Consider the following 24978-nt stretch of genomic DNA (forward strand, 5'->3'; position numbering starts at 1 on the left):
AGGGACCTACCAGAAGCCGGGGAGGACGAACGGGTCGATCGCGACGGCGAGGAAGAGCAGCGACAAATAGGTGATCGAGCCGTGGAAGACCTTCATCGCCTTCAGCGAGGTTCCGCTCTTGCCCTTCTTCGCCCGGGAGACGAGTGCATAGCAGGAGAACAGGAACCAAGCGCCGGCGAGAACCGCGACGCCTGTGTAGACAGGGCCCATCGGGGCGAGCGGAATGAGTGCCAGTGAACACGCCACCATCGCCCAGGTGTAGGCGATCATCTGGCGACCGACGTTCGTCGGCGGAACCTTCGAGGGCAGCATCGGAACGTCTGCGGCATCGTAGTCGGCCTTGTACTTGATCGCCAGCGGCCAGTAGTGCGGCGGCGTCCAGAAGAAGACCACGAGGAAGAGTAGGAGAGCTTCCCAGGCCAGCCCGCCGGTGACGGCAGACCAGCCGATGAGCACAGGCATGCAGCCCGCGGCGCCGCCCCAGACGATGTTCTGCGTGGTGCGACGCTTGAGGACCAGGGTGTAGAAGACCGCGTAGAGCAGGATCGCGCAGGCGGTGAGTCCAGCGGTCACCCAGTTCGTGAAGCCGCCGAGCCAGAAGATCGATCCCAGGCCCAGTGCGAAGGCGAAGATGAGTGCCGCCCGTGGTGTGATCTCACCGGTCACGAGTGGGCGATGCTTGGTGCGTTCCATCTTCGCGTCGATGTCACGATCGACGTAGCAGTTGAAGACCGAAGCGGAGGCTGCGGCTGCAGCGCCGCCGATGAGGGTGTTGATGACCAGCCAGATATTCGGCATTCCCTGCGCGGCGAGGAACATCACCGGAGCAGTGGTCACCAGCAGGAGTTCGATCACTCGAGGCTTGGTCAGTGCGATGTAGGCACTGATGATCGAGCGGGGGTGTTTTGAGAGTCGTTCCTCGTCGACTGCCCTCTGCAGAGGGCGTTCACTCTGCGTGTCCTGGTTCTGACGAAGTTCACTCACGTCGTCGATTCTACCCTCTGTCGAATTTTTTGCCAGTCGGTGGAGGCTGTGTTTCGGAGCCTGATTCTGCAGCCTATCTGAGCCACAGTATCCAGATGCCGGGTGCGACCGCCGCGAACAGGAATCACGACCCCGCTGCCGAGGTGCAACGCGCTTGCGATATCAGGGTCGGCGATCTCACCCCTCGCGTTTGGGACCCGGCGCGGTAGAGTTTGAGTGCACGCCTCTAAGACGAACGAAGGATCGCTCGAAGACATGAACTCCCTGTCCTGGACAGAACTCGACAACCGCGCAGTCGACACCGCCCGCCTCCTCGCCGCAGATGCAGTGCAGAAGGCCGGACACGGTCACCCCGGAACCGCGATGAGTCTTGCTCCCGTTGCACACTACCTCTACCAGTACGGTCTCAATCATGATCCCGCCGATCCGAGTTGGGCCGGCCGCGATCGCTTCGTTCTCTCATGCGGGCACAGCTCGCTGACCCAGTACGTCCAGCTCTACCTCTCGGGCTTCGGCCTCGAGCTCGACGATCTGAAGGCACTGCGCACCTGGGGTTCACTGACTCCCGGTCACCCGGAGGTCGGACACACTGCAGGCGTCGAGATCACGACGGGACCGCTGGGATCCGGCCTCGCCTCGGCGGTGGGAATGGTCATGGCCTCTCGCCGCGAACGCGGCCTCTTCGATCCTGATGCTGCTCCCGGTGCCTCGCCCTTCGATCATTCCGTCGTCGTCCTGGCATCCGACGGCGACCTTGAGGAAGGCGTATCGGGTGAGGCTTCGTCCCTGGCCGGAACCCAGGAGCTGTCCAACCTGGTCGTGATCTGGGACGACAACCGGATCTCCATCGAAGACGACACCGCGATCGCCTTCAGCGAGGACACCGCGGCCCGCTACGCCGCGTACGGCTGGCACGTCCAGCACGTCGACTTCAGAGCCGGCGACGAGTACAAGGAGGACGTGGAAGCCTTCCACGCCGCTATGGAAGCGGCAAAGACCGATCCCCGCCCCTCCTTCATCCGTCTCTCGACCATCATCGCCTGGCCCGCCCCGAACGCGCAGAACACCGGCGGCTCTCACGGTTCCGCACTCGGCGACGACGAGATCAAGGCGACGAAGGAGATCCTCGGCTTCGATCCCGAAGAGACATTCGCAGTGCCCGCCGAGGTGCTCAACCACACCCGCTCGGCACTGGACCGCGGCCGCGGAGCCCACATCGAATGGAACGAGTCCTACAGCGCCTGGCGCGAGGCGAACCCGGCCAACGCCGAACTCTTCGACCGCCTGGCCAAGCGTGAACTTCCAGCCGGACTCGACAACCAGTTCCCTGTCTTCGAAACCAGCGACAAGGGCATCGCGACTCGCGCCGCCTCCGGGCAGGTCCTCAACGCCATCGCGGCAACCATGCCCGAACTGTGGGGCGGATCCGCCGACCTCGCCGGATCGAACAACACACTGATCAAGGGCGACCCGAGCTTCCTGCCCGAGCATCGTTCGACCGGTGCTTTCTCCGGTAACGTCTACGGGCGCAACATCCACTACGGCGTCCGCGAATTCTCCGCCGGACTCATCGGCAACGGCATCGCCCTGCACGGCGGCACGCGCCCCTACAGCGGCACCTTCCTCGTCTTCAGCGACTACCAGCGTCCGGCCATACGGCTGGCCGCTCTGCAGCAGCTGCCGAACGTGTTCGTGTGGACGCACGATTCGATCGGCCTCGGCGAAGACGGACCCACGCACCAGCCGATCGAGCATCTCTCCGCCTTGCGTGCGATTCCCGGCCTTGATCTTGTGCGTCCAGCCGATGCGAATGAGACCTCGGTCGTGTGGCGCAGGATTCTCGATCGCACCGACGGGCCCAGCGGACTCGTGCTCACCCGTCAGGCCGTTCCGGTCTTCGACCGTGAGAAGTACGCCCCTGCCTCCGAGGCCGCTCGCGGCGGCTACGTGCTCTTCGATACCGCGGATGAACCCGAGGTGGCCATCCTCGCCAGCGGTTCCGAGGTCGCCATTGCGATCGCGGCAGCCGAAGAGCTGCAGGCCGCAGGCACCCCAGCACGCGTCATTTCGATGCCGTGCCAGGAATGGTTCGACGCTCAGCCCGAGGACTACCGCAGAGCGGTCCTGCCCCGCGGTCTCAAGGCTCGTGTGAGCATCGAAGCCGCCTCGGCGATGAGCTGGCACAAGTACCTCGGCGATGCCGGCCGTGCCGTGTCGATCGAGCACTTCGGTGCTTCGGCCGATTACGCCACACTGTACGAGAAATTCGGAATCACCCCGGCGGCTGTCGTCACCGCCGCCGAGGAATCGATCGCAGCGGCGAAGGAGGACGCATGAGCGGCAATCTGGCACAGCTGAGCGAGCACGGAGTCTCCATCTGGCTCGATGACCTGTCACGGACTCGTCTCGAGTCCGGCGACCTGGCACGCCTCATCGAGGACTCGAACGTCACCGGAGTGACGACGAATCCGACGATCTTCGCAAATGCCATCGCCGGGTCGGACAGCTATGACTCCGCCGTTGCAGAGCTCGGCGAGGGCAAGGTCTCCGCCGATGAGGCGATCGAGTCCCTGACCACCTCGGATGTCGCGGCCGCTGCCAGACTCTTCCGTCCTGTCTACGACGCCACCAACGGCGAAGACGGGCGTGTGTCCATCGAGGTCGCTCCCCCGCTGGCACACGATGCTGAGGGCACCGTCGCGGCGGCGAAGGCTCTGTGGGAGCGCGTGGGCGAACCCAATGCGATGATCAAGATCCCCGCGACCGAAGCCGGACTGCGCGCGATCTCCGAGACCATCGCAGCAGGCATCAGCGTCAACGTCACCTTGGTGTTCTCCCTGACCCGCTACCGACATGTCGTCGAAGCCTTCCTCCAGGGCCTGGAGAAGGCTCGTGTCGCCGGGCATGATCTCAGTCAGATCAAGTCGGTGGCCTCGATCTTCGTCTCTCGCGTGGATGCGGAGATCGACGCACGGCTGGACGGCCTCGATGATCCGGCCGGGGCGGAGCTCAAGGGGCGGGCGGGAATCGCGAACTGCGTGCTGGCCCATGAGATCCACTCGCAGCTGTTCACGTCCGAGCGCTTCCGGGTCCTCGAGCTCGCGGGCGCCACGCCGCAGCGACTGCTGTGGGCCTCGACCGGAGTCAAGAACCCCGACTACCCCGACACGATGTACGTGGCTGGACTCGTTGCCCAGAACACTGTGAACACGATGCCTGAACCCACGATGCAGGCCTTCGCCGACCACGGTGAGGTGTCTGCCGAGATCTCACCGGAGAACTACCGGGCCGCCGACGGGGTCTTCGACCGTCTGGCGCGGCTCGGAATCGACTATGCGGAGGTGATGACCGTGCTTGAGACGCAAGGACTTGAGAAGTTCGACGTCAGCTGGGCGGAGCTGCAGGACACGATTCGCACTGCATTGGACCGTGCATGAGACTCCAGCACAGCGTTCCGGTCTCTGAGGACTATGAGGCCGAGGTAGGGCGCCTCCTCGAAGCACGTGTCCCCTCCCGCCTGGCGGCCAAGGATGCGTCGTTGTTCACCGACGACGAGCAGCCTGTGCCGCGCATGGGCTGGGTGGATCTGCCCCAGCGGGCTGCGGAGCTCGTCGATGAGATCGAGGCTCTGCGTGCCCGACTGGAGGCGCAGGGTCTGCGCTCGATCAGCCTGACGGGGATGGGCGGTTCATCGCTGGCCCCGGAGGTCATGGCTCAATCCGCGGGGGTCAGGCTCGAGGTCGTGGACTCCACCGATCCCAATCAGGTCGCCGAGGCGATCGGGACCGATCTGTCGCACACCGTTCTGATCGTCGCTTCCAAATCAGGCACGACGATCGAGACAGACGCGATTCGCCGCGCATTCTCAGCGGCCTTCGAATCGGTGGGCATCGATCCAGCGTCTCGTCTGATCGCCATCACCGATCCGGGGACCGAGCTCGACGCTTTGGCCACCGAGCAGGGTTTTCTGGCTACCTTCCACGCGGATGCGACCGTCGGCGGGCGCTACAGTGCGCTGTCGGCCTTCGGTCTCGTCCCTGCCGGTCTTGCCGGTGTCGATGTCCGCGCGATCGCGGAGTCGGCGGCAGGGGCTGTCGGAGGTCTGGGAACCGATGCTCCTGACAATCCTGCACTGCAGTTCGGGACCTGGATGGGCATCGGTCATGCCAGGGCAACAGAGAAGCTCGTCCTCGCCGAGACCACCCCAGCGTTGTCTGGGATGAGCAAATGGGTCGAACAGCTGGTGGCGGAGTCCTTGGGCAAGGACGGTCAGGGCATCCTGCCCGTCGTCGTCGACGGTGCCGCTGACGTCGGCTTTTTCGACGCCCGTGCAGACGCCATGCTGTGCACTCTGGGTCCCATCACCGAGGTCGAGGCACCATCCGGTTTCAACTCGGAACTCGAAGGTGACCTTGGTGAGCTGTTCGTCTTCTGGGAATTCGCCACTGCGATCGCCGGCTACAGCATCGGGGTCGATCCCTTCGACCAGCCGGATGTTGAGGCCGCTAAGGAACATGCCAGGCAAGCTCTCTCACAGGGTTCGTCGGCAGCACCGGAAGCGCCTGCGTTCCGCGAGCAACAGGTTGAGGTCTTCGGTCAGTTCGAGGAGGCTGCTGACCTCGTCGGCGCCATCGGAGAGCTCTTCGAACAGGTCGACGAGTACGGATTCGTCGGTGTGCAGGCGTTCATCGACCGCATCGCCGACGCCGATGCCGAAGGCCTCCGAGCCCTGGTCTCACAGCATTCGGGTGTGCAGACGACGTTCGGATTCGGACCGCGCTATCTGCATTCGACAGGTCAGTACCACAAGGGCGGTCACCCCAACGGAGTGTTCCTGCAGATCACAGCCGAGCCCCGGACGGATCTGCTGGTTCCCGGTCGCCCCTATGGTTTCACTGAGCTGCAGCGTGCTCAGGCCCTCGGCGATGCCGCGGCTCTGCGGGACAAGGGACGCCCCGTGCTCAGGGTTCACCTGCTCGACCGTGCACAGGGCCTTGATCAGCTGCGTCGCGCGATCGCAGACGTGGAGCCCCTGCACCACTACGGAGTTGACTGACTTCCGACCTGCGCTGACTTCCGGCTGGAGGTCACTCATCTGGGCACGACGAAGGACCCTGACCAATCGGTCAGGGTCCTTCGTTGTGGCAGATGAACTGCGCGTCATGGTGGCTGGAACGCCGAGGTGGTCTCAGACGATCTTCCGTCCACAGCGCTCAGACTGTGCCTTCGCAGCCAAGGGCAGGCGTGCGGAGCGGGCTTCGTCGACCGACGTCTCAGTCAGGCGTTGAAACGGGTGATGAGGCCCAGCAGGATGATGCATGCGCCCCAGATGATCGCCATCAGAGTCGTGAACCGATTGAGGTTGCGCTCAGCCACGCCCGAGGAACCCAGCGACGAGGACATGCCGCCACCGAACATGTCTGACATGCCTCCGCCCTTGCCCTTGTGCATGAGGATGAGGAGTGTCAGGAAGATGCTCGTGAGAACGAGCAGCACGATGAGTATGATGTTGAGGATTTCCACGTCGAGAACTACCTATATTTCGTCAGAGGATTTGTTGGTCAGTCTACTTTGCTACTGCGGCCCGGCACAAAGCGGCGAAATCAGGCCCGTTGAGGCTCGCTCCCCCGACGAGCGCGCCGTCGACATCGTCGGAGGCCAGGATCTGCGCGACGTTATCGGTCTTGACCGAACCACCGTAGAGGATCCGGGTGCTCGACGCCAATGCGGAGCCGTGCTTCTCTTCCAGGTGGACGCGGATGGCCGCGGCCATCTCGGCTGCGTCCTCTGCCGTCGCGGTCTCCCCTGTGCCGATCGCCCAGACAGGTTCGTACGCGATGACGAGCCTTTCGAGTGCGGCGGCATCGAGGTCGGCCATGGACTCCTCGAGCTGCGTCAGAGTGAAGTCCACGTGGGTCTTCTCCCGACGCTCTTCCAGTGACTCACCGATGCACAGGATGGGTGTGATCTCCTGCGCCAGTGCGGCCTTGACCTTGGCTGCGACGACGTCATTGGTCTCACCGTTGTTCGCACGCCGCTCGCTGTGGCCGACGACGACATATGTACAGCCGAGTCGGGCCAGGAACGATGCTGCGATCTCTCCGGTGTGCGCTCCCGGTTCGTGCTGCGAGACATCCTGTGCACCGTAGGTCAGCCACAGTTTGTCACCCTGGATGAGAGTCTGCACGGATCGGATGTCGGTGAACGGAGGGATGACGACGACATCGCACTGCGTCCCGTCGAGTTTGGCGTCCTCGAGTGCCCAAGCAAGCTTCTGGACACTCGAGATCGCTTCGAGATGATCGTGGTTCATCTTCCAGTTGCCGGCCAGCAGCAGGGTCCGATCGCTCATTGTCGTCTTCTTTCTCACGCGAGTGCTTCGAGTCCGGGCAGCGTCTTGCCTTCGAGGTATTCGAGGCTGGCACCGCCTCCTGTGGAGATGTGCCCGAACTCGTCATCGCTGAAGCCGAGTGTGCGCACGGCAGCAGCAGAGTCGCCTCCGCCGACGACAGTCAGTCGGGACGAGTCGGTGTCTGGCTTGTTGGTCAGTGCCGTTGCCACTGCCTTGGTTCCGGCGGCGAAGGCGGGGAATTCGAAGACTCCCATGGGGCCGTTCCAGAAGACGGTGGTCGAGTCTGAGATCACCTCAGCATAGGCTTTGGCCGATTCGGGACCGATGTCGAGGCCCAGGCCCTGCGCACCTGCTTGTGTCGCCTCGAGCTCCGCGACGGGGCGCACCCAGTTCTCGGCGTCGGCGGCGAAGGACGCGGCCATCACGATGTCCGTGGGCAGGACGATGTTGGCTCCCCCGCCTTCGGCACGTCTGAGGTAGCCCTTGACGTCGTCGATTCGATCCTTCTCCACGAGGCTGGATCCGATATCGTGGCCGAGCGCGGCGAGGAAGGTGAAGACCATCCCCCCGCCGATGAGCAGGTTGTCGGCACGATCGATGAGGTTGTCGATGACGCCGAGCTTGTCTGAGACCTTCGATCCGCCGAGGACGACCGTGAATGGTGCTTGTGGGGAGTTCAGCAGTCGATCACTGACTTCGACCTCGGTCCGGACGAGGGATCCGGCATAGTGCGGCAGCAGGGCTGCGATGTCATAGACGGATGCCTGTTTGCGGTGGACGACTCCGAAGCCGTCGGAGACGAAGTCATCCGCCAGTGCGGCCAGCTGCTGGGCGAAGGCCTTCCGCTCACCGTCGTCCTTTGAGGTCTCGCCGGAGTTGAAGCGCAGATTTTCGAGCAGGAGGACTTCACCGTCACCCAGTGCCGCCGCTTTGGTCGTCGCTTCGTCACCGACGGTGTCGGCGGCGAATACGACATCGCGACCGATAGCCTCGGCGAGTTCCGGAGCCAGCGGATGCAGCGAGAACTGCGGATCGGGAGCGCCCTTGGGCCGCCCCAGGTGGGACATGACAATCACCCGTGCCCCCGCCTCGGCGAGGGACTTGATCGTGCCGGCCGAGGCCAGGATGCGACCACGGTCGGTGATCGTGCCCTCGTCCATCGGCACGTTCAGGTCGCTGCGAACGAGGACCGTGCGGTGGGAGAAGATCTGCGGGTCGTCGTATGTCCTCATTTGTTCCTTTCACCGAGGATGTAGCTGACCATGTCCTTGAGGCGGTTGGTGTAGCCCCATTCGTTGTCGTACCAGGCCACGACCTTGATCTGGTTGCCAAGCGTCATTGTGAGCTGGGAATCCACGATCGCCGAGGCGGTGGTGCCGACGATATCGGTCGACACCAGAGGTGCCGTGGAGTATTCGAGATACGGCGAGGACTCTGCGGCCTTCGCCAGGATCTCGTTGACCTCCTCGGTCGTGGCGCCCTGCTTCGGGGTGAAGGTGAAGTCGATGATCGATCCGGCGGGGACGGGGACGCGGATTGCGAGTCCGTCGAGCTTGCCTGCCAGGTGCGGCATCACCTTGCCGACGGTGCGTGCGGCACCGGTGGTCGTCGGGACGATGTTGACGGCTGCGGCACGGGCGCGACGCAGGTCGCGGTGCGGACCGTCGACGAGCATCTGATCACCGGTGTAGGCGTGGACCGTGTTGAGCAGGCCGGATTCAACGCCGATGGCGTCATCGACGGCCCTGACGATGGTGGCCATGCAGTTCGTCGTGCAGGAGGCGTTGGAGACGACGGTGTGCTGGGCCGGGTCGAAGTCGGCTTCGTTGACGCCCATGACGAACGTTCCGTCCACGTCCTTGCCCGGCGCCGAGAGCACGACTGTCTTCACGGTCCCGCCGAGGTGAACCTCGGCCTGGTCACGTCGGGTGAATCGTCCGGTGGATTCGACCACGAGTTCAGCTTCGTATGCGGACCAGTCGATCTGCGAAGGATCGGCCTGGCTGAGAACCGCGATGGTGGCCCCATCGACGGTCAGTGAGTCTTCGTCGGCCTCGACCGTGTGGTCGAAGCGCGGCCACACGGAGTCATAGGCCAGCAGATGAGCCAGAGTCTGGGTGTCGGTGAGATCGTTGATGGCGACGACCTCGAAGTCAGATGAGGATTCAAGGGACAGGCGGTACAGGGCACGACCGATACGGCCGAAGCCGTTGATAGCGATTCGTCTCATACCTCGATCTTAGCGATCTTCGAGCATTTCCGGGGTGAGACTGGCCTCTGTGCCCGGAATTCCCAGATCTTCGGCATGTTTGTCGGCAGTCGAGAGAAGTCGCCGGATCCGACCGGCGACGGCGTCCTTGGTCATCGGCGGATCGGCCAGCTGGCCCAGTTCCTCCAGCGATGCCTGCTTGTGTGTCACACGCAGCTGACCGGCGTAGCGCAGGTGTTCGGGCACCTCATCACCGAGGATCTCCAAGGCCCGCTCGACTCGGGCTCCGGCGGCCACTGCCGCTCTGGCGGAGCGGCGCAGGTTCGCATCGTCGAAGTTGGCCAGACGGTTCGCTGTGGCACGGACCTCGCGCCGCATTCGACGCTCTTCCCACACGAGGACGGCACTGTGGGAGCCCATGCGGGTGAGCAGGGCCGCGATGTCGTCACCGTCGCGGATGACGACGCGGTCGACGCCGCGAACCTCGCGTGCCTTCGCGCTCAGTCCCAGCCTTCGGGCCGCGCCGACCAGGGCGAGTGCAGCCTCTGGTCCCGGGCAGGTGACTTCGAGGGCAGAGGAACGGCCTGGTTCGGTCAGGGATCCGTGGGCGAGGAAGGCTCCACGCCAGGCGGCTTCGGCATCGGCAACAGAGCCGTTGACGATTGCAGATGGCAGTCCACGCACTGGTCGTCCGCGGTTGTCGACGAGACCGGTCTGGCGGGCCAGAGCACCCCCGTCGCGGGTGACTCGCAGGAGGTAGCGGTTCGAGCGGCGGATTCCGGCGGCGTTGATGACGACGATATCAGCGTATTGGCCGTAGAGATCCTTGATCTCGCTGCGCAGACGCTTTGCTGCCTGTGCGGTGTCGAGTTCGGCTTCGAGCACGATCGAACCGTTGACGAGGTGAAGTGCGGAGGAGAAGCGGAAAATCGCCGACACTTCGGCTTTGCGAGCAGAGGTGCGGGTGATCTTCACCCGTGCCAACTCGTCCTTGACCTGAGCGGTCAGTGCCATTGTTCGTCCTCCTGCAACTGAATTTGCTACCACTGCTCGTCCACGCCGATCCCAGCGTCTACCAACATGTCACGGTAACACGCGGCGAGCTTGAGGGTGTCATGCTGTCCTGCCCGCCGTGAGTGCAGCGGACGGGCCCACAGTTTGGCGTTGAACATCTCACGTGCGCACCGCTCGAGATCAGGTTCCACCAGGGTTGCGGCCTCGTCGACGAGCACATAGCTCAGCTCGAGCGAGGGGGCGTGCCTGTGCAGGGATACGAGGTGTTCGCTGAGACTGAGATCTCTTGTTTCGCCGTCGCTGGAGCTGAGGTTCAACGTGAGGGACTTCACGGCGGAGGATCGTCCGATGGCTTCCGCAAGGGAGGGAACGAGAAGATGCGGCATCACCGAGGTGTACCAGGAGCCGGGCCCGAGATTGAGCACATCCGCCTCGGCGACGGCTTCGATCGTCTCGTGTCGGGCTGGCGGGACCGGAGGATCGAGCCGGACGGTCTCGACATGGCCCAGGGTGGAAGCGAGCACGGACTGACCGCGCACGACTTGGAAGGATCCAGGGAACTTCACATCGGCTTCGATCGTCAGGGGGACCGAGGACATGGGCAGAACCCGACCGTGGGCACGCAGCAGCTTGGCCATCCAGTCGAGGCCGGCGACATGATCTCCATGGATCTGCCACAGAGCCGAGATGAGCAGGTTGCCCACGGAATGTCCGCTGAGCTCACCGTCGGAGTCGAAGCGGTGCTGGATCACATCGCGCCAGGTCTTACCCCAGTTCCCGTCGTCGCAGAGGGCGGCCAGAGCCATTCGCAGGTCTCCAGGAGGCAGGCCGCCGAGTTCGTCGCGGAGCCTGCCGGAGGAACCTCCGTCATCGGCCACCGTGACGACTGCTGTCAGAGACTCAGTGAGCAGACGGAAGGCGCGCAGGGCAGAGTAGAGGCCGTGGCCTCCCCCGAAGGAGACGATCTTGGGTCCCTTGTCTTTGACGGCAGGGATGATCTGCGGGAGATCTTCGGTCTCCATCTCACTCTCTCCCCAGATCACGGTGGCGCACGGTGACCGGAATACCGGTCTGCGCGGCGAGGCTCTTGGCGACGCGTTCGCTGATCGCCACCGAGCGATGCTTTCCGCCGGTGCAGCCGATGCCGATCATCGCGTAGCCGCGACCTTCGTGGAGGTAACCCTGTGAGACCGTGTCAAGGGTCGCGGTGTAGCGCTCGATGAACTGTTCTGCCCCGTTCTGACCCAGGACGAAGTCCGCGACGTCGGAGTCGAGTCCGTTGTGTCCCCGCAGGTGCGGAATCCAGTACGGGTTGGGCAGGAAACGGACATCTGCGATGTGGTCGGCGTCCTTGGGCAGTCCGTATTTGAAGCCGAAGCTCATCACGGTCAGGCGCAGCAGCGGAGTGTCGACGGTGCTGAAGCGTTTGCGCACCTGGGTCGAGAGCTGATGGACGTTGAGTTCCGAGGTGTCGATGATGATGTCGGCCCGGTGTTTGAGCGATTCGAGGGCCGAACGTTCGCCCTCGATGCCTTCCAGCAGCGTCCCTTCGCCCTGGAGCGGGTGGGGGCGGCGAGTGGACTCGAAGCGTCGGACGAGAACCTCGTCGGCTGCTTCGAGGTAGAGGATGCGCAGCGACAGCCCCTGATCGAGGAAGTCACTGATCGTGTCTTCGAGCTCCTCATACTTCGCCCGCCCCTTCGAATCGGTGACGATGGCGATCTTGGGCAGAGCCCCATCGGCACGGGCGACGAGTTCGACGAGGGGACGCATCATCTGCGGAGGCAGATTGTCGACGACGTACCAATCCATGTCCTCGAGCACATTGGCCACTGTGGTCCGACCCGCTCCGGACATTCCCGTCACAAGGACGACCTCGATGGGATGGTCGGAGCCGTTCGATTCGGCCTGCGTACTCACACGTCCTCCTTGGGGCTGCGCGGTTGAAGACAGCTGTCGAAGACTACTCTAGAGCAGTTGTCCGCCAGTCGGCTCAGTGCCTGCCGACCCGCCGGACACCGAGCACCATGAGATCAATCCGCGACGGCAGCCGCGACCTTCTCCGCGAGAGCCCGGCCGATGCCCTGAACCTCGCACAGTTCTTCGATGCTGGCCGCTCGCACCTTCTTCACGGAGCCGAAATGTCGCAGCAGCGCGGTCCTCTTGGACTCGCCCAGTCCGGAGATGTCATCGAGGACGGAGCTGGTCATCGCCTTGGCCCGCTTCGATCGGTGGTAGCTGATGGCGAACCGGTGAGCCTCGTCGCGCAGGCGCTGCATGAGGAACAGCCCCTCTGAGTTCCGGGGCAGGATGACGGGGAACGGATCGTCTGGGACCCAGACCTCTTCGAGTCGCTTGGCCAAACCGACCACCGAGATGTCGACGATGCCCAGATCGTGCAGGGCCCTGGTGGCCGCCGCGACCTGTGGGCCGGCCCCGTCGACGACAAGCAGGCTGGGACGGTACCCGAACCGTTCATCGGGTTCATCGGAGCTCATCTGTTCGAGATAACGGCTGAAGCGACGTGAGACGACGTCGTACATCGACGCCGTATCATCGGTTGCGGCCTCGCCGTGAATGGCGAAGTGACGGTAGTCGCGCTTCTTCACGAGTCCGTCTTCGAACACTACGAGTGAGGCCACGACATTGGAGCCTTGGGTGTGCGAGATGTCGATGCATTCGATGCGCAGAGGCGCTTCGGGCAGCGACAGGTACTCCTGGATCTCCTTGAGCGCCGTGCTGCGTGTGGTCAGATCGGAGGAACGCTTGAGCTTGTGCTGGAGCAGAGCCTCTTTCGCGTTCTTCGCCACGGTCTCGAGAACGGCCTTCTTCTCTCCGCGTTCAGGAACCCGCACGCTGACTCTGGATCCGCGCTGTTCACTCAGCCAGCTCTCGAGCGAGTCGATATCGGCAGGGACCGTGTCGACGAGGATCTCGCGGGGAATGGCATCCGCATCGAGACCCGTGTAGGCCTGACGCAGGTAGTCGGTGGTGAGTTCGGCCGGGCTGTGGTCGTCAGAGCGTTCGATGATCCAGCCGCGCTGTCCCCGAATGCGTCCCTGACGGACGTGGAAGACCTGCACCGAAGCTTCGAGCTCCTCGGTGACGAGAGCGAACACATCGCAGTCTGCGTTGACGGAGAGCACGACCGCTGACTTGTCGAGCACCTTCTGCAGCGCCGTGATCTCATCCCGCAGGCGGGCCGCCCGTTCGTAGTCGAGTTCCTCGGCGGCCGAAGCCATCTCCTTCTGCCGGTAGCTGATGAATCGTCCCGTGTTGCCGGACATGAAGTCAGAGATGCTGCGGGCCAGGTCCTTGTGGCCCTCGACACTGATCTGTCCCACACAGGGGGCGGCGCATTTGTCGATGTATCCCAACAGGCAGGGACGGCCGCTGCGTTCGGCTCGTCTGTACACTCCGGCGGTGCAGGTGCGCATCGGAAAGGCCCGCAGCAGCAGGTCGAGCGTGTCCTTGATCGCCCACACCTGGGCAAAGGGTCCGAAGTACTTCACGCCCTTACGACGTTTGCCACGGGTGATGAAGGCCCGCGGCACCTCGTCGTTCATCGTGATCGCGAGATACGGGTAGGACTTGTCGTCGCGGAACATGACGTTGAACCGCGGGTTGAATTCGTTGATCCACGTCCACTCGAGCTGCAGCGCCTCGACCTCAGTGTCGACGACGGTCCATTCCACTGAGGCAGCGGTGTGGACCATCGTCGAGGTCCGGGGATGCAGCTGTACGGGGTTCGAGAAGTACGAGTTCAACCGATTTCGGAGGTTCTTCGCCTTCCCGACATAGATCACCCGCCGGTCGGGGTCGCGGAATTTGTAGACCCCGGCCGAGGTCGGAATGCTGCCCGTGGCTGGGCGGTAGGACGTTGGATCAGCCATCGAGCATCGCTTTGAGGAATCGCCCGGTGTGACTCTTCTTATTGACCGCCACCTCTTCCGGCGTGCCCTGGGCGATGATCTTTCCACCGCCTCGTCCGCCCTCGGGGCCCAGGTCGATGACATGGTCGGCGTTGCCGATGACATCGAGATTGTGTTCGATGACGATGACCGTGTTGCCCTTCTCGACGAGCCCCTGCAGCACATGCAGCAGCTTCGAGATGTCCTCGAAGTGCAGTCCGGTGGTCGGTTCGTCGAGAACGTAGGCGGTGCGACCGCGGGACCGTTTCTGGAGCTCAGCCGCGAGCTTGACTCGTTGGGCTTCACCACCGGAGAGAGTGGTTGCGGGCTGGCCGAGGCGAACATAGCCCAGCCCCACTTCCACAAGGGTGCTGAGGTGTCGGGCGATGGCAGGGATCGCGGCGAAGAACTCGGCACCCTGTTCGATGGGCATCTCGAGCACCTCGGCGATGGACTTGCCCTTGAAGGTCACTTCGAGCGTCTCGCGGTTGTAGCGGGCTCCCCCGCAGACCTCACAGGTGACATAGACGTCGGGCAGGAAGTTCATCTCGATCTTGATCGTGCCGTCGCCGCTGCAGTTCTCGCAGCGTCCTCCCTTGACGTTGAAGGAGAATCGCCCCGGCTGGTAGCCGCGGATCTTCGCCGATTCGGTCTCTGCGAACAGACGCCGGATGCGGTCGAATACCCCGGTGTAGGTCGCCGGGTTCGACCGTGGCGTACGGCCGATCGGTGATTGGTCGACGTGGACGACCTTGTCGAGGTTGTCCAGTCCGGTGACTCGCTTGTGTCGGCCGGGTACCCGAGAGGCACCGTTGAGGACATTGGCCATCTGGGTGTAGAGGATCTCGTTGACGAGGGTCGACTTGCCTGAGCCGGAGACACCGGTGACGGCGGTGAGCACACCGAGTGGGAATGAGACAGAGACGTCACGTAGGTTGTTCTCGACGGCCTTCTCAACCGTGACGACACGGTCTTTGTCCACAGGCCTGCGGGTGGTCGGGACCTGGATGGCTCTGCGTCCGGCGAGATAGTCACCGGTGATGGAGCGATCTGCGGCCTTGAGACCGTCGACGGGGCCCGAGTAGATGACCTCTCCCCCGTGCTCGCCCGCACCTGGACCGATGTCGACGATCCAGTCGGCCGAATAGATGGTGTCTTCGTCGTGTTCGACGACGATGAGGGTGTTGCCGAGCTCCTTGAGCTTGTTCAGAGTCTCGATGAGTCGTCTGTTGTCGCGCTGGTGGAGACCGATCGAGGGCTCGTCGAGGACATAGAGGACCCCGACGAGGCCGGAGCCGATCTGTGTGGCCAAGCGGATGCGCTGGGCCTCACCGCCGGACAGCGAGCCGGCGGGACGGTCGAGGCTGAGGTAGTCGAGTCCGACGTCGAGGAGGAAGCCAAGACGTGCGTTGATCTCCTTCATCACCTGGGCCGCGACTGCCGCATCACGAGAGTCCAGTTCCAGCTGTGAGAGGAACTCGGCGGATTCGTCGAGAGCCAGCTCGGAGACCTCGGCGATCGACTTTCCGCCGACCTTGACGGCGAGGATCTCCGGTTTGAGTCGGGCACCGTTGCAGCTCGCACAGGGAATTTCGCGCATGTAGGACTCGTAGCGTTCCCGCGACCATTCCGACTCTGTTTCCTCGTGCTTGCGCTGGATGTACTGGTAGACGCCTTCGAATCCGGTGGAGTAGGTGCGTTCGCGTCCGAACCGGTTCTTGTATTTGACGTGGACCTTGTAATCCTTGCCCGTCAGGATCGCAGTCTTGTCAGACGTGCGCAGATCCTTCCACGCGGTCTTCATATCGAAGCCGAGTTCGTCGCCAAGACCTTTGAGGAGGCGGTTGAAGTACTTCGTCACCTGTTTTCCACCGGCCCAGGGCGCGATCGATCCCTCGCCGAGACTGAGGTCCTCATCGGGAACGACGAGTGACTCATCGACCTGGAGCCGAGTGCCGATGCCGTCACAGGTGGGGCAGGCACCGAAGGGCGAGTTGAACGAGAATGTGCGGGGTTCGATCTCGTCGATCGCCAGCGGGTGTTCGTTCGGGCACGACATGTGCTCCGAGAAGGTTCGGGTCACGCCTTCATCGACCATCTCGACATCGATACGTCCGTCGGCCAGGCCCAGAGCAGTCTCGACGGAGTCGGTCAGGCGTGGGCGCAGACCCGACTTCGCCACCAAGCGGTCGACGACGACGGAGATCGTGTGCTTGTACTGCTTCTCCAAGGTGGGAGGTTCGCTGAGGCTGATCTGCTCTCCATCGACGATGGCGCGAGAGAAGCCCTTGGCCTGCAGCTCGGTGAAGAGGTCGACGAACTCGCCCTTGCGGGAGCGGACGATGGGAGCCAGCACGAGGAACTTCGTCCGCTCTTCGAGTTCGAGCAGCTGGTCCACGATCTGCTGTGGAGTCTGCTTCGTGATGATCTCACCGCACACGGGGCAGTGCGGCACGCCGATTCGAGCCCACAGCAGGCGCAGGAAGTCATACACCTCGGTGATGGTGCCGACCGTGGAACGAGGGTTGCGGGAGGTCGACTTCTGGTCGATCGACACCGCCGGTGACAGGCCCTCGATGAAATCGACGTCGGGTTTGTCCATCTGGCCCAAAAACATTCGGGCGTATGAGGACAGGGACTCGACGTAACGGCGCTGCCCCTCGGCGAAGATCGTATCGAAGGCCAAGGATGACTTCCCCGACCCCGAGAGACCGGTGAAGACGATCATGGAGTCGCGGGGCAGGGCGACCTCCACGTTCTTGAGGTTATGGGCGCGTGCGCCCTTGACCCACAGAGTGTCGAGATGTGACACGCCTGCCGACTGCTCACCGCTGTTAGTTTTCATCACCTGACCACTGTATTACTCGGCACTGACATTGCTTGAATGGGGACGGGCGCTGATCTCTCCGACCGCGAGGACCCGGAGCACGATGTCTCCGGCTTCGTCGCTTGACGGCACGTCCACCTCGGCGTCGATGGCCCAGTCCCTGTTGTCATCGGGATCGGCCAAGGTCTGACGGACGGTCCACGTCTGTGAACCAGGTTCGATCGAGATATATTCCTTGCCTCTGGCCTTCCCGTCGGTGAGGAGGTCGCCGTACTCCTCGTAGAAGTCTTCGATCGCGTCTTCCCAAGCTGTGGCGTCGAAGCCGCTGTCGGCGTCGAGGCGGCCCAGTTCCGCGTAGTCGGCACGTTCGGCCAACAGCACCCGGTGGAACAGGGCATTGCGCACCTCGGCGGTGAAGACTCGCTCGTTGTCTGAGAACTTCCGATCGAGATCGGGCAGCTCTTCGTCGGCGAAGTCCGTCGGCGACAGCCCCTGCAGGGTGCGCCATTCGTCGAGCAGGGACGAGTCAGTGCGGGCGATCGTCTCCCCCAGCCATTCGATGATGGTCGAGAGCTCGTCCGTCCTGTTGTCGGCGGGCACATTGTGTGTCAGCGCGCGGAAGACGTCGGTGAGGTAGCGAAGGAGGCTGCCCTCCACCCTGGTGAGACTGTAGTAGCTGACGAACTGGGTGAAGCCCATCGCCTGTTCGACCATGTCGCGCACGATCGACTTCGGTTCGAAGTTCCCCGCTCGTAGCCATGGGTGCACCTCGATGAAGTGTTCGAAGGCGGGCTCGAGGACGTCTGCCAGCGGCTTCGGGCCTTCGATCTCGTCGAGGATGGCCATGCGTTCGGGGTATTCGAGGCCATCAGCCTTGAGTTCGGCCAAGGTGTCCTTCTTGAGCCGATCGAGTTGGCCCTTGAGGACCGGAAACGGCACCGGCGTGGTGGATTCGACGAGCGAGACCACATCGAGGGCGTAGGTCTCTGACTCAGCGTCGAGCAGTTCGAGTCCGGCGAGAACGAAGGGCGCCAGAGGCTGGTTGAGGGCGAACTGGGGCCCCAGATCGGTGGTCGGGACCAGTTCGTCTCCCTTCGATTCGATGAGGCCGGCATTGATGAGAGAGCGACCGATGCTCAGGGCTGTGAGTTTGAGGTCGAGGTGACGTTCCCGGCTTTCGTGGGTTTTGTCGATGAAGCGGCTGATCGTGGCCACGTCCGACCCCGGGCGGGCGACGAGGTTGAGGATCGTCGAATGGTCGATCTTCATACGTGAGCGCAGAGATTCGGCCTGGGATTCGATGAGTTTGGTGTAGGTCTCCTCCGACCAGCCGACGAACCCGGCCGGGGCTGATTTCTTCTTGACCTTCTTCTTTTTCTTGTCCGCATTGGCTGCCTTGGCCTCTGCCCGCATGTTCTCGATGACATGTTCGGGTGCCTGCGCGATGACGTAGCCGCGGGTGTCGAACCCCGCGCGACCCGCACGGCCTGCCAGCTGCTGGAACTCGCGGACGCTGAGTTTGCGCATCTTCCGGCCGTCGAACTTCGTCAGCCCAGTCAGCAGCACAGAACGGATGGGAACGTTGATGCCGACGCCGAGCGTGTCGGTGCCTGAGATCACCAACAGCAGCCCCTTGAGTGCGAGCTGTTCGACCAGCCGGCGATATTTGGGCAGCATGCCGGCGTGGTGGACACCGACGCCGTGCAGGAGCAGCTTGCGCAGGCTCTGTCCGAATCCCTTCGCGAAGGTGAAGCCCTTGATCGCTGCAGCGACCGCGGCCTTCTGCTCCTTCGACGCCAGGTCGACGGACAGCAGGCTCGTGGCCAGATCGATGGCGCCCGCCTGGGAGTAGGACACGACATAGACGGGGGCTTTGTCGTTGCGCACCAGGGAGCGCAATGTGTCGGAGAGTGTCTCGGTGGAGTACTCGTACTCGAGCGGAACCGGTCGGGTCGCCGAGGTGACGACGGAGCTGTCGCGGCCAGTGGTCTCTTCCATGGTGCGACAGATTTCACTCGTGTCGCCCAGTGTCGCCGACATGAGAACGAACTGCGCCTGGGGCATCTCGAGCAGGGGCACCTGCCATGCCCATCCACGCGAGGGATCGGCGACATAGTGGAATTCGTCCATCACGACCATGCCTGCGTCGACCATTCCGCCTTCGCGCAGAGCCTGGTTCGCCAGGATCTCGGCCGTCGCACAGATCACGGGCGCATCCCCGTTGACGGTGGAATCGCCGGTGATCATACCGACATTCTCCGCGCCGAAGGCGTCGATGAGGGAGAAGAACTTCTCACTCACCAGCGCCTTGAGCGGGGCCGTGTAGTAGGCCCTGATCCCGCGGGTGAATGATTGGTAGAGGGCGAAGAGTGCCACGAGGGACTTGCCCGAACCCGTGGGAGTGGCCACAATCGTGTTGTCGCCGGCCAAAATGTTGAGGATGGCTTCGTCCTGGGCGGGATACGGTTCGATTCCCAGCTCTTCGCAGTAGTGGACGAACGCCTCATACACTGCGTCTTCATCAGCGAATTCCGCTGGGATCTCCTGCAATCGCACCACAACTATGCACAGACCTTTCCGTTTAGACTGATGTCCATCCTATTGATCGAACCTCAGGAGTTTCAGATGCCGGTTTTCGCCGTCAACTATGTCTATGGACCAGATACTGACACCCGTATGGAGTCACGACCCGCACACCGCGCGTGGCAGGCCGATCTGTATGAAGCCGGAACCATTCTGGCCTCGGGCCCATTGGACAATGAGCCGGTTCCCGGAGGTCTGCTGTTGCTGCAGGCCGCCGACCGCAAAGAAATCGACGCCCTTCTGGCGAACGATCCCTATGCTTCGATCGGTGTCATCGACGACACGATCGTTCGGGAGTGGACCCCAGTCTTCGGTCCGTTCTCCTAAGACTGAGCATATTCTCTGTGGCTTGGGTCCTGGGGCGCGAGCCTCCGAAGCCCTTGAGCCTCGGGCCACATGGCCCACGTGCGCGGGCGTCCCCATTCGGGAGGACACCCGCGCACAGTCGCACCTGCGGCAACAGGAACGGTCGCTCAGTTCTGCGAGTCGTCTGACTCTTCGGCATTGGAGCTGCGAATGGGGATGCCGTCCTTCTTCATCTTCGCCAACGAGGCGAGTGTCGCCACCACCATGGCAAAGACGATGAAGCTCAGCGACAGCCACGTCGGCACCTCGGGGACTGCTTTGCCCCAGGACAGGAACTCCCAGTCCGATTCGTGCAGAGCATGAATGAAGAGCTTCACACCGATGAAGGCGAGGATCGCCGCGATGCCGTAATGCAGGTAGACGAGCTTGTCGACGAGACCGCCGAGCAGGAAGTAGAGCTGGCGCAGACCCATCAGCGCGAAGACGTTCGCAGTGAAGACGAGGAACGTATTCTGTGTGACGCCGAAGATCGCCGGAATCGAGTCGAGGGCGAACATGACGTCCGTGGACCCGATCGCGATGAACACGATGAACATGGGCGTCCAGTACTTCTTGCCCTCGATCGTCACGCGCAGGCTGTTGCCGTGGTACTCGTCGACGACATTGATCCGTTTGCGCAGGAGTCGAATGAGACCGTTCTCTCCGTCGCCCTCATCTTCATTGTTGAATGCCTGTCGGTAGGCGACGATGAGGAGGAAGATGCCGAAGATGAAGAAGACCTCGACGAAGGCCGTGATGATTGCGGAACCGGCCAAGATGAAGATGCCGCGGAATACGATGGCGATGATGATGCCCACCATCAGGACTTCCTGCTGATATTTCCGCGGAACCGAGAAGCTGCCCATGATGATGATGAACACGAACAGGTTGTCGATGCTCAGCGAGTATTCGAGCAGCCAGCCGGTGAGGAACTCACTGCCGTGTGTTGAGTCTCCGATGGCGAAGAGCGCACCGGCGAATATGATGGCGAGGCCGACGTAGAAGGCGACCCAGATGCCCGCTTCCTTCATCGACGGAGTGTGGGGCCGTTTGACCACGAGAAGCAGGTCGAAGACGAGGATCGCAACGACGACGATGCCTGAGGTGATCATGAACCACGCGGGGATGGCGGACTCACTTCCAGCTGCGGCTTGACCGCCTGCGGCGAGTGTGGAGGACAGGATATCCATGGATGCCTTTCAAAGGTGTCAGTGATGTATCCGTGCCGAAAGTCTCTCCCACGCTATGACCACTGTGACAGTGGCGGCGTGCGCTCCGTGACCGGACCCTCTGAGGGATCGTGGTGACGAGCACGGATGGACGGGATACTCCCTTTCGCCAGCCACACCAGTATAGTCGTGCGGATGCACGTGCATGAGCACGCGGGTCGAATCAGGCGTGCCCGGCCTGCTTCATCTGCCGCAGTTCCTTCTTGAGATCCGAGAGTTCATCCCTCAGGCGAGCAGCGAGCTCGAACTGCAGCTCCGCTGCCGCCGTGTGCATCTGCGAGGTCAGGGACTCGATGAGCTCGGTCAGGTCGGCTGCTGGTGGGCGCAGAGAACCGGACGTGCCTGCTGCCTGACGCTGTTCGTCGGTGAGCGTCGAGTTGTACCCGCGTTTGCCCTTGCCGTAGTCGAATTCGGTGAGGAGCTCACGCGTGTCCGCGTCCTCTCGCTGCAGCCGTTCGGTGATGTCGGCGATCTTCTTGACCAGCGGCATGGGGTCGATGCCGTGTTCCTTGTTGTGCGCGACCTGTATCTCGCGTCGACGATCGGTCTCGTCGATGGCCTCACGCATGGACCTCGTGATGGTGTCGGCGTACATGTGAACCTGGCCGTTGATGTTACGAGCCGCGCGACCGATCGTCTGGATCAGGGAGGTGGCCGAACGCAGGAAGCCCTCCTTGTCGGCATCGAGGATGGCCACAAGGGAGACTTCTGGCAGGTCGAGGCCCTCACGCAGAAGGTTGATTCCGACGAGGACATCGAACTCGCCGCCCCTGAGCTCTGTCAGTAGTTCGACTCGGCGCAGGGTGTCGACGTCCGAGTGGAGGTACTGCACTCTCACATCGTGTTCGAGGAGGTAGTCCGTGAGATCCTCGGCCATCTTCTTCGTCAGCGTGGTGACCAGGACTCGTTCCTGAGCATCGACGCGAGTTCTGATCTCGTCGAGCAGGTCGTCGATCTGTCCCTTTGTCGGCTTGACGACGATCTCCGGGTCGACGAGACCAGTGGGTCGGATGATCTGCTGGACGTAGCCATTCGCATTTCCCAGCTCGAAGTTGCCCGGAGTCGCCGACAGATACACCGCCTGTCCGATGCGTTCACGGAACTCGTCGAACTTCAGGGGCCTGTTGTCCATCGCGCTGGGGAGTCGGAATCCGTGTTCGACCAGCGTGCGCTTGCGCGACATGTCGCCTTCGTACATGCCGCCGATCTGAGGGATCGTGACGTGGGATTCGTCGATGACGAGGAGAAAGTCCTCTGGGAAGTAGTCGAGCAGACAGTTCGGTGCCGACCCGGCGGGACGTCCGTCGATGTGCCGGGAGTAGTTCTCGATGCCGGAGGTGAACCCCATCGACTCCATCATCTCGAGGTCATAGGTGGTGCGCATCTTCAGGCGTTGGGCCTCGAGGAGTTTGTTCTGCGATTCGAACTCGCTCAACCGCGTCTGCAGTTCGTTCTCGATCTCGCTGACGGCTCGCCCCATCCGGTTCTCACCTGCGACGTAGTGCGAAGCGGGGAAGACGTGGATCGTCTCCTCTTCCCGGACGATCTCGCCTGTCAGAGGATGCAGCGTCTGAAGGGTTTCGATCTCGTCGCCGAAGAACTCGATCCGCAGGGCAAGTTCCTCATACTGCGGGATGATCTCGACGGTGTCGCCTCGGACGCGGAAAGTGCCACGTGTGAATGCCATGTCGTTGCGTGCGTACTGCATCGAAACGAAGCGTTTGAGGAGCTCGTCGCGGTCGCACTGTTCGCCCCGTTTGAGGGTCACCATCCGATCGACGTACTCCTCCGGTGTGCCCAGGCCGTAGATGCAGGACACGGTGGAGACGACGACGACGTCTCGGCGGGTCAGCAGGGAGTTCGTCGCGGAGTGGCGCAGACGTTCGACCTCATCGTTGACCGAGGAGTCCTTCTCGATGAAGGTGTCGGTCTGCGGGACGTAGGCCTCGGGCTGATAGTAGTCGTAGTAGGAGACGAAGTATTCGACCGCGTTGTTGGGCAGCAGCTGCCGGAACTCATTGGCCAACTGCGCGGCCAGAGTCTTGTTCGGTGCCATGATCAGGGTTGGTCGCTGAACCTGTTCGATCAGCCAGGCTGTGGTCGCGGACTTGCCTGTACCGGTGGCGCCCAGCAGCACGATGTCCCGCTCTCCCTGGTCGAGGCGCTCCGAGATCTCGGTGATTGCGGTGGGCTGATCGCCGGATGGAGAGTATTCGGAGACGACTTCGAACGGGGCGACTGTGCGCGTGACATCGGGCCGGTGGCCGATGGCTGGCAGGGGACGTTTCGAGCTCATGGTCCAACACTAACCCTCGCCCATGACACAGTGAACCGCTGAGCCGAGACTCCGCTGTGAACTGCTCAGTCGAAGCTTGCTGGGACGAGTCGTCGGCGCATCGTCAGGAAGTACGATTCCTTCGCGTCCGCATATCCCGCGGTGTGCCCGTCGCGGGCATGGTCATCGGCCAGAGTTCGCTTCACCTGTGCGTACCTCTCGCGTTCGGCTGAGTCCGTGCGCATCAGTTCGACGAACTCCCGTGCGAAGACGGCACCGACGGAATCCTCGGTTCGGACATGAAGATTGACGGCCCGCCCCGGGTCCGTGTTCGCGTGGAATCGTTTGGACTCGAACTGCCCCTCGCCGAGGTTGTCGATCGCGTCATCGCCCGGATATCCCAGATCGGCCAGAGTGGCAGACAGGTCACGTGCGGTGTCGAGATCGGGCACGAGGAGCTGCAGGTCGATGACGTCCTTGGCCGCCAGGCCCCGAACAGCTGTGGAACCGATGTGGTCGATGCGGAACCGTGTGCCGATGCCGTGGTGCAGCTTCGCGATGATCCGCTGCGCCTGCATCGGCCAGTCCTGATCAGTCGGGTCGACGAGCTCGACCGGCCCCCGTTCCGCACGACGCTGAGCTTCCAGATTGGCCGCGAACGGCAGAATCCGGTCGTCGACGAGGCGCGCAACTCTGTCCTGCGTCTGACTGACCGGCCCGGCATTGTCGATGATCACGTCGCAGACCGCATAGCGTTCTTCGTCGTCGGCCTGCCTTGCGATACGCGATTCGGCATCGGCGCGGTCCATGCCGCGGGCGCTCATCAGACGCTGCAGCCGGAGGTCGGGCGGAACGTCGACGAGAAGATTGAGGTGATAGGCAGGGGTCATCGCATTCTCGACCAGCAGCGGCACATCGTGAACGACCACCTCGGCGTCGGAATACCTGGCGAAGTGCTCGAGGGTGCGGTCGCGGATCGCGGGATGCATGAGTGCGTTCAGCGCGTCGGTCGACTCCTCGTCGACGAATGCCGCTGCTGCCAGCTGCGCCCGGTCGAGCCCTCCGTCGTCGGCGATGACATCGGCACCGAATCTCTCGGCAAGCTCCTCGAGCAGGGGCTCCCCCGGCGCGACGACCTCCCGGGCGATCTTGTCGGCATCGATGATCACAGCACCATGTGCGGCGAGGATCTCGGACACGGTTGACTTCCCTGCACCGATTCCACCGGTGAGACCAATTTTCAGCATGA

18 protein-coding genes are annotated in these 24978 nt (G+C 62.9%); 4 read left to right on the plus strand and 14 right to left on the minus strand.

The features are described from left to right. Positions 1-6 precede the first annotated feature (6 nt). Positions 7-984 carry a heme o synthase gene (locus HX613_RS04945; protein ID WP_235344321.1) on the minus strand — a complete coding sequence of 326 codons (978 nt, stop codon included), beginning with the start codon at positions 982-984 and terminating at the stop codon, positions 7-9. Between the two features lie 255 nt (positions 985-1239). Here HX613_RS04945 and tkt point away from each other — a divergent pair, with 255 nt between their 5' ends. The 3 genes from tkt to HX613_RS04960 are packed head-to-tail and all read left to right on the plus strand — an operon-like array spanning position 1240 to position 6040. Next, positions 1240-3321 carry a transketolase gene (gene tkt / locus HX613_RS04950; RefSeq protein WP_235344322.1) on the plus strand — a complete coding sequence of 694 codons (2082 nt, stop codon included), beginning with the start codon at positions 1240-1242 and terminating at the stop codon, positions 3319-3321. Continuing rightward, entirely contained in the window at positions 3318-4421 is a 1104-nt protein-coding gene (gene tal, locus HX613_RS04955) for a transaldolase (protein ID WP_235344323.1), read from the plus strand. Before tkt ends, tal begins: the two co-directional genes overlap by 4 nt. Then, positions 4418-6040, plus strand: coding sequence for a glucose-6-phosphate isomerase (locus HX613_RS04960; protein ID WP_235344324.1), 1623 nt, complete (start codon positions 4418-4420; stop codon positions 6038-6040). The genes tal and HX613_RS04960 overlap by 4 nt, the downstream gene beginning before the upstream one ends. 221 nt (positions 6041-6261) lie before the next feature. Here HX613_RS04960 and secG read toward each other — a convergent pair whose 3' ends face one another. From secG to HX613_RS05010, 10 genes are all read right to left on the minus strand, one after another. Then, complete coding sequence (gene secG, locus HX613_RS04965; protein WP_198396247.1) at positions 6262-6507, minus strand: preprotein translocase subunit SecG; 246 nt, start codon at positions 6505-6507, stop codon at positions 6262-6264. Between the two features lie 43 nt (positions 6508-6550). Continuing rightward, positions 6551-7336: a triose-phosphate isomerase gene (tpiA, locus tag HX613_RS04970; protein ID WP_235344325.1), complete on the minus strand. Its 786-nt coding sequence runs from the start codon at positions 7334-7336 to the stop codon at positions 6551-6553. Positions 7337-7350: 14 nt separating this feature from the next. Beyond that, a complete protein-coding gene (locus HX613_RS04975) occupies positions 7351-8568 on the minus strand; it encodes a phosphoglycerate kinase (protein ID WP_235344326.1) in 1218 nt (405 codons plus the stop codon). After that, entirely contained in the window at positions 8565-9566 is a 1002-nt protein-coding gene (gap, locus tag HX613_RS04980) for a type I glyceraldehyde-3-phosphate dehydrogenase (RefSeq protein ID WP_235344327.1), read from the minus strand. Before gap ends, HX613_RS04975 begins: the two co-directional genes overlap by 4 nt. 9 nt (positions 9567-9575) lie before the next feature. Further along, positions 9576-10559, minus strand: coding sequence for a DNA-binding protein WhiA (gene whiA, locus HX613_RS04985; protein ID WP_009881375.1), 984 nt, complete (start codon positions 10557-10559; stop codon positions 9576-9578). A 26-nt stretch (positions 10560-10585) separates the two neighbouring features. Further along, complete coding sequence (locus tag HX613_RS04990) at positions 10586-11581, minus strand: gluconeogenesis factor YvcK family protein (RefSeq protein WP_235344328.1); 996 nt, start codon at positions 11579-11581, stop codon at positions 10586-10588. Position 11582: 1 nt separating this feature from the next. Continuing rightward, positions 11583-12479 carry an RNase adapter RapZ gene (gene rapZ, locus HX613_RS04995; protein WP_235344329.1) on the minus strand — a complete coding sequence of 299 codons (897 nt, stop codon included), beginning with the start codon at positions 12477-12479 and terminating at the stop codon, positions 11583-11585. 113 nt (positions 12480-12592) lie between these two features. Beyond that, complete coding sequence (gene uvrC, locus HX613_RS05000; protein WP_235344330.1) at positions 12593-14452, minus strand: excinuclease ABC subunit UvrC; 1860 nt, start codon at positions 14450-14452, stop codon at positions 12593-12595. Continuing rightward, positions 14445-17315, minus strand: a complete 2871-nt coding sequence (gene uvrA, locus HX613_RS05005) for an excinuclease ABC subunit UvrA (protein WP_235344409.1) — start codon at positions 17313-17315, stop codon at positions 14445-14447. The genes uvrC and uvrA overlap by 8 nt, the downstream gene beginning before the upstream one ends. A gap of 15 nt (positions 17316-17330) precedes the next feature. Further along, positions 17331-19856, minus strand: coding sequence for a DEAD/DEAH box helicase (locus HX613_RS05010; RefSeq protein WP_235344331.1), 2526 nt, complete (start codon positions 19854-19856; stop codon positions 17331-17333). Between the two features lie 66 nt (positions 19857-19922). Here HX613_RS05010 and HX613_RS05015 point away from each other — a divergent pair, with 66 nt between their 5' ends. Next, positions 19923-20207, plus strand: a complete 285-nt coding sequence (locus HX613_RS05015; protein WP_235344332.1) for a YciI family protein — start codon at positions 19923-19925, stop codon at positions 20205-20207. Between the two features lie 146 nt (positions 20208-20353). Here the strand turns inward: HX613_RS05015 and HX613_RS05020 are convergent, their stop codons facing one another. The 3 genes from HX613_RS05020 to coaE all read right to left on the minus strand — a co-directional run bounded on the left by HX613_RS05020 (position 20354) and on the right by coaE (position 24976). Continuing rightward, positions 20354-21415, minus strand: coding sequence for a TerC family protein (locus HX613_RS05020; protein ID WP_235344333.1), 1062 nt, complete (start codon positions 21413-21415; stop codon positions 20354-20356). Between the two features lie 202 nt (positions 21416-21617). Continuing rightward, positions 21618-23750, minus strand: coding sequence for an excinuclease ABC subunit UvrB (gene uvrB, locus HX613_RS05025; RefSeq protein WP_235344334.1), 2133 nt, complete (start codon positions 23748-23750; stop codon positions 21618-21620). A gap of 65 nt (positions 23751-23815) precedes the next feature. Next, positions 23816-24976, minus strand: coding sequence for a dephospho-CoA kinase (gene coaE / locus HX613_RS05030; RefSeq protein WP_235344335.1), 1161 nt, complete (start codon positions 24974-24976; stop codon positions 23816-23818). Positions 24977-24978 lie beyond the last annotated feature (2 nt).

The sequence above is a fragment of the Brevibacterium sp. UCMA 11754 genome, from assembly GCF_021532275.1.
Classification (GTDB): domain Bacteria; phylum Actinomycetota; class Actinomycetes; order Actinomycetales; family Brevibacteriaceae; genus Brevibacterium.